Here is a 6,303-nt window from a genome sequence, read left to right on the forward strand (position 1 = left end):
GGGGGCCCCGCCTCACCCCCCGTACGTGGCCTGCGCGTCCCCGAGCACCCGCGCGAAGTCCGCCGCGAGCCGCTCCGCCGCCTCCGGCGCGAGGACGGACGCGGTGATCCGTACGGCGGGCGGCGCGGCGATCCGGAAGCGGGCACCGGCCGCCACCCACCACCCGTGCGTCCGCAGCCCGTTGACCACCGCCGACTCGTCCCGCACCGGCACCCACACGTTCAGCCCCTCCGCCCCGACCGCGCGGATGCCGCGCGCGCCGAGCGCGTCGATCAGCGCCCGCCGCCGCTCGGCGTAGGCGGCCTCCCCGCGCGCCACGAGCCGCGCCACCTCCGGATCGGAGAAGAGGCCGACGACGGTCTCCTGGAGCACGTGGCTGACCCAGCCGGAGGTCATCAGCATCCGGCCGTCGTGCCGGGCGAGCGTCACCGCGTCACCCGTCAGCCCCGCCCACCGCAGGTCGACGCCGAGCCGCTTCGAGACCGTGCGCACCTGTGCCCAGCGGGCCGGCCCGAGGGCGCCCACCGTCGGTGCCGGAGGCCCGTCGAGCTCGGCGAGGTAGTCGTCCTCGATCACGAGGACCTCGGGGAACTCCCGGAACAGCGCGCCCAGTTCGTCCCGCCGCGCGACCGAGAGCGAGGCGCCGGTGGGGCACTGCGCACGCGGGCTGAAGACGACCGCCCGCACCCCGGCCCGCAGCGCCGCCCGCAGCGCGTCCGGCGTGATTCCCTCGCCGTCCACGGCCACCGGCACCATCCGCAGCCCCAGCGCGGGCACCAGGTCGAGCAGGTGGTGGAAGCCGGGGTCCTCGACGGCGACCGCGTCCCCCGGCCGGAGCTCCACCGAGAGCAGCCGCGCGACGCAGTCCAGCGCCCCGTGCGCGAAGGTCACCCGGCCCGCGGGCACCCCGTCCCGCCGGAACCACGCCCGGGTCAGCTCCTCCAGGGCCGCGAGCCGCGGCGCGGCGCGGTGCGACCCGTAGACGGGGCGCACCTCGGACGGGGGGTGGAGGACGGGGAGGAAGGCGGGGTCGGGCAGTCCGCTGGCGAGGTCCGTCAGCCCCTCGGGCATCCGCGGCGGCCGCCGGGACGCCACCGACGGCGCCTCGGCCACGACCGTGCCGCCCCGGCCGCGGGTCACCACCAGCCCCCGGGCGCGCAGTTCCTTGTAGGCGGTCGCCACCGTGCCCGGACTGACCCCCAGGTCGTCCGCGAGCTTCCGTACGGGGGGCAGCGCGTCGCCCGGGGCGAGTTCGCCCTCGGTCACGCCGCGCTCGACGGACGCGGCAATCCCCTTGGCCGTCGTCCCCTGGATCGAATATTGTGTTGCCACGTTCCAAACTATGTATCAATACATAAATCGCGTCAAGGGGGAACCGCGTGAGCCGCCCGTCCTCGTGGCACCGCACCGCACTCGACCGCATCCCGGGAGGCCGTGACGGCCGCCGGATGCTCGTCGTCAGCATCATCGACAAGACCGGCACCGGACTCTGGGCCGCCTGCACCGCCCTCTACTTCACCTATGTCTCGGGAATGACCCTCGGCCAGGTCGGCCTGCTCATGACCGTCTCCGGCGGCGTCGGCATAGCCGGAGCCCCGCTCGCCGGCCTCCTCGCCGACCGCTTCCCCCTCGTCCGCGTCATCGCCGCCACCCAGCTCATGCGCGGACTCGGCCTCCTCGCCCTCCTCACCACCGACCACGTCCTCCTCCTCACCCTCTACTCCGCCCTCGGCGCCCTCCCCGACCGCGCCGGCAGCGTCCTCATCAAGCTGTACGCCGCACGCCAGGCCGGCACCGAACGCGTCCGCTACCAGGCCATCCAGCGCACCACCGTCAACATCGGCTGGTCCCTCGGCGGCCTCGGCGCCGCGGCCGCCCTCGCCACCGGCTCCACCCAGGCGTACACCTGGCTCCTGGTCGGCAACGTCCTCTCCTACCTCGTCATCGCCGTCCTCACCCTGCGCTGCGCCGAACCGCCCGCCCCCTCCCGCGTCGCCGCCACCGCGGACGACACCCCCCGGGACAGGCCCACGAACCCCTGGCGCGACCGCACCTTCCTCGGCTACACCGCCACCGACGCCGCCCTCTTCCTCGACGACACCATCCTCCAGGTGGCCATCCCCCTCTGGATCGTCCACGCCACCGACGCCCCCGTCGGCCTCGCCCCGCTCCTCCTCGTCCTCAACACCGTCCTGGTCGTCCTCTTCCAGGTCCCCCTCGCCCGCTTCGGCGCCACCACCCCCGCCGCCCGCCGCCTCCTCGTCCCCCTCAGCGGCCTCTTCGTCCTCGGCACCCTCGCCCTCGCCGCCTCCGCCGCCGGCGGCCGCGCCCTCGCCATCACCGCCCTCGCCGTCGCCGTCGTCGCCCTCACCTTCGCCGAGATCCTCCACGCCACCTCCTCGTGGGAACTCTCCGTCGCCCTCGCCCCCGCCGACGCGCAGGGCGCCTACCTCGGCGTCCACGGCCTCGCCCAGTCCACCCAGCGCTTCGCCGGACCCCTCCTCGTCACCGGCGTCATGACCGCGGGCCCCCTCGCCTGGCCCCTCCTCGGCCTCGCCCTCGTCGGCGCCGGCGCGGCCCAGCACCGCCTCATCCGCGACCGCGTCGCACCCCCCGCCAAACCGTCACTGTCAGTGCCGACGATTACGGTGAGTGAGCGCTGATCGCCGTGATCAGACCACCGCATCCGAGGGGGACCCATGACGACCACCACCACGACCCGCCTCCGCCGCGCCCTGCGCCGCGAGATCCCCAGCACCGTCGGCCTCCTCGCCGACGAGCAGGACTTCGCCGCCATGCGCCGCTACCGCACCTTCGCCTTCGATGACCACCCCACCTACCTCAAGGAGGTCGAAGCCCTCCTCAAGGCGCTCGCCCGCCAAGGCGCCCACACCACCGTGGCCCTCTTCGACCCCGACGAGTACGTCTCCTACTGCGCCGAGACCGGTCTCGACCCCGACCACCCCACCAGCCGCAGCCGCTTCACCGACCACCTGGCCACCACCGGCGCCCGCGTCACCTACACGGGCCAGCCCCTCACCGCCCTCCTCCCCGAACTCGTCGACACCGCGGTCCGCCGCGCCACCTGGGAGTACGCCACCACCGTCCTCGCCACCGCCGGGGACTGCGCGGACTGCGGCCTGGACCTCGGCAGGGACGCCTTCGACCGCGCCACCCGCCTGCTCCTCGCCCTCCTCGACGGCGCGGGGACCGGCACCCACCACCTCGTCTGCAGCGTCCCCGCCGCCGACGACCACCTCCTCGCCGTCCTCCACACCGCCCGCGACGACCACGGCACCAACCACCACGACCCCACGGCCGCCACCGAGTTCGCCGCCGTCCTCGCCGCCGGGATCACCCTCGCCTCCCCGGGCGGACTCGTCCTGCGCGCCGGCCGCCCCGGCGAACCCGACCGGCTCCACGGCTGGCGCCTCGCCGACGGCACCCTCGCCCCGCTCACCGAGGCCGAGGTCTTCGCCGCCTACTGCACCGACGCCCGCACCGGCGAACCCCTGCCCCCGGAGCACGGCGTCGACCACCGCGCCGGCTTCCCCCTCGCCCCCGGCCCGGACACCCACCACCACGACCACCCCTGACCCCGGACACGCCGGAGGGGCTCCCCGCCACCAGGTGACGGGAAGCCCCTCCGGACCACGCGCTACGCCGCCGGGATCACTCCCCGGACAGCACCGCCTGCGCGGCGAGCCGCGCCTCGTGCGCCGTGTCCGCGGCACGCGCCGCGGCCGCCGCACGCTCGCACTGCGCGAGCGTGTACTTCGCCAGCGTCGCCCGCACGTACGGAATCGACGCCGCGCCCATCGACAGGGAGGTGACACCCAGACCCGTCAGCACACACGCGAGCAGCGGATCCGAGGCGGCCTCACCACAGACACCACAGCTCTTGCCCTCGGCCTTGGCCGCCTCGGCGGACAGCGCCACCAGGTCGAGCAGCGCAGGCTGCCACGGGTCCTGCAGCCGGGACACCGCGCCGACCTGACGGTCGGCGGCGAAGGTGTACTGGGCCAGGTCGTTCGTGCCCAGCGACAGGAACTCGACCTCCTGCAGGATCGAGCGGGCGCGGAGCGCGGCGGACGGAATCTCCACCATCGCGCCGAACTTCGCCTGCAGCCCCGCCTCGCGGCACGCGTCGGCGAACGCCTTGGCGTCCGTCCGGTCGGCCACCATCGGCGCCATGACCTCCAGGTACACGGGCAGACCCTCGGCGGCCTTCGCCAGCGCGGTCAGCTGCGTCCGCAGCACCTCCGGGTGGTCGAGCAGCGACCGCAGCCCCCGCACGCCCAGCGCCGGGTTCGGCTCGTCCACCGGCGTCAGGAAGTCGAGCGGCTTGTCGGCACCGGCGTCGAGCACCCGCACGACCACACGGCCCTCCGGGAAGGCTTCGAGCACCTTCCGGTAGGCCTCGATCTGCTTCTCCTCGGACGGCGCCTTCTTGCTGTCGTCCAGGAAGAGGAACTCGGTACGGAACAGACCGACGCCCTCGGCGCCCGCCTCCACCGCGGCCGGCACGTCCGCCGGACCGCCGACGTTGGCGAGCAGCGGCACCTTGTGCCCGTCGGACGTGGCCCCCGGACCGCTGGAAGCGGACAGCGCGGCCTTCCGCGCCTCCGCGGCCTCGGTCAGCGACGCCTTCTTCTCCTCGCTCGGGTCCACGAAGATCTCGCCGGTGGAACCGTCCACCGCGATCTCCGTACCCTCGGCCAGCTCACCGGCGCCGGGCAGCGCCACCACGGCCGGCACGCCCAGGGCACGCGCCAGGATGGCGCTGTGGCTGGTCGGCCCGCCCTCCTCGGTCACGAACCCGAGCACCAGCGCCGGGTCGAGCAGCGCCGTGTCGGCCGGCGCGAGGTCCCGGGCGATGAGCACGTACGGCTCGTCGCTGTCCGGGACACCGGGCATCGGCACCCCGAGCAGCCGCGCGACGATCCGGTTGCGCACGTCGTCCAGGTCGGCGACCCGGCCCGCCATGTACTCACCGGCGCCCGCCAGCAGCTCGCGGTAGTGCGAGAAGGCGTCGTAGATACCGCGCTCGGCCGTGCTGCCGACCGCGATCCTGCGGTCGACGTCGGCGATGAGCTCCGGGTCCTGGGCGATCATCGCCTGGGCCTCCAGCACCGCCTGGGCCTCGCCGCCGGCCAGGTTGCCGCGCGCGATCAGGTCCGCGGCCACGGCCTCCACCGCCTGGCGGGCGCGCCCCTGTTCGCGCTCCGCGTCCTCGGCGGGGATCTGCTTGGCCGGCGGCTCGAGGACCGCCGTACCCATGTGCCGCACCTGGCCGATCGCCACTCCGTGGCTGACGCCCACGCCTCGCAGCGTTGTCTCCATCTCACCCGTCTCCGATAGAGCGGTGGCCGTTGCCACCGCGTTGAATGTCGTTCGCGCGGCCGCCTTGACGACGGACCGGCCTCAGCTCCAGTCGAAGAGCTGGTCGCCGGCCTTCACGTCGCCGTCCTCACGGACGCCGGAGAGCGAGTCGGCGGTGGCCTCGAGGGCGACGACGGGGCAGATGGGGGACTTGCCGGCGGCCTCGACGTCGGCGGGGTTCCACCGGACGACCGCCTGTCCGCGGGTCACGGTGTCGCCCTTGTTGACGAGGAGCTCGAAGCCCTGCCCGTTGAGCTGGACGGTGTCGATGCCGAGGTGAGTCAGCACCCCGTGCCCCTCGCCGTCCACGACGACGAAGGCGTGCGGGTGCATGGAGACGACGACCCCGTCGACGGGGGAGACCGCCTCCGAGGGCTCACGTACGGGATCGATGGCGGTGCCGGGCCCGACCATGGCACCGGAGAAGACCGGGTCGGGAACATTGGCGAGACCGATGGCGCGTCCAGCAAGCGGCGACGTCACGGTTGACATGGGAAGCCTCCCAGGGGCGGAGATCGTGTGGCGCCGCCACACCTGTCCTGGGCGGCGCGTACTGTTCAGAAGCGTAAGTCATAAGAAGTCCCGGTTCCGCACGAGACGTACCAGTTGGCGGACCTAGGGACTACCGGAAACGATTTGCCTCTACTGACGGTGGGATGTACTGTCGTACTCCTGCCTGACCCCAACGCGGCTTTGAGTCGCGGTCGGCAGCACCGATCAAGCCAGATCCTAACCCCAGTGGTCTACACCTCTTGCTGCCCCGGTTCGTCCGGAGCGGGCAGGGGAGTGGTCAGGGGGCCGGAGAAAGCCTGGTAATGTTTGACCCCGCCGGAAGGCCCCGAGGAAAACAAATTCGGGACCGGAAAGCACCGAGGAAATCGGGTCGGAAAGATCTGATAGAGTCGGAAACGAAGGAAGCGC

Annotated in this window: 5 protein-coding genes; 2 read left to right on the plus strand and 3 right to left on the minus strand. The window is 73.4% G+C overall.

Annotated features, from left to right (window positions below):
- Positions 1-12 precede the first annotated feature (12 nt).
- Complete coding sequence (locus ACF1ED_RS19160) at positions 13-1,332, minus strand: aminotransferase class I/II-fold pyridoxal phosphate-dependent enzyme (protein WP_391761873.1); 1,320 nt, start codon at positions 1,330-1,332, stop codon at positions 13-15.
- A gap of 47 nt (positions 1,333-1,379) precedes the next feature.
- Here ACF1ED_RS19160 and ACF1ED_RS19165 point away from each other — a divergent pair, with 47 nt between their 5' ends.
- Positions 1,380-2,663: an MFS transporter gene (locus tag ACF1ED_RS19165; RefSeq protein ID WP_391761875.1), complete on the plus strand. Its 1,284-nt coding sequence runs from the start codon at positions 1,380-1,382 to the stop codon at positions 2,661-2,663.
- A 36-nt stretch (positions 2,664-2,699) separates the two neighbouring features.
- Positions 2,700-3,596 carry a hypothetical protein gene (locus ACF1ED_RS19170; RefSeq protein ID WP_391761877.1) on the plus strand — a complete coding sequence of 299 codons (897 nt, stop codon included), beginning with the start codon at positions 2,700-2,702 and terminating at the stop codon, positions 3,594-3,596.
- Between the two features lie 76 nt (positions 3,597-3,672).
- Here the strand turns inward: ACF1ED_RS19170 and ptsP are convergent, their stop codons facing one another.
- A complete protein-coding gene (gene ptsP, locus ACF1ED_RS19175; protein WP_391761879.1) occupies positions 3,673-5,343 on the minus strand; it encodes a phosphoenolpyruvate--protein phosphotransferase in 1,671 nt (556 codons plus the stop codon).
- Positions 5,344-5,424: 81 nt separating this feature from the next.
- Positions 5,425-5,874 carry a PTS glucose transporter subunit IIA gene (locus ACF1ED_RS19180; protein WP_391761881.1) on the minus strand — a complete coding sequence of 150 codons (450 nt, stop codon included), beginning with the start codon at positions 5,872-5,874 and terminating at the stop codon, positions 5,425-5,427.
- Positions 5,875-6,303: the final 429 nt, after the last annotated feature.

The organism is Streptomyces sp. NPDC014656, from assembly GCF_043084305.1.
Taxonomy (GTDB): domain Bacteria; phylum Actinomycetota; class Actinomycetes; order Streptomycetales; family Streptomycetaceae; genus Streptomyces.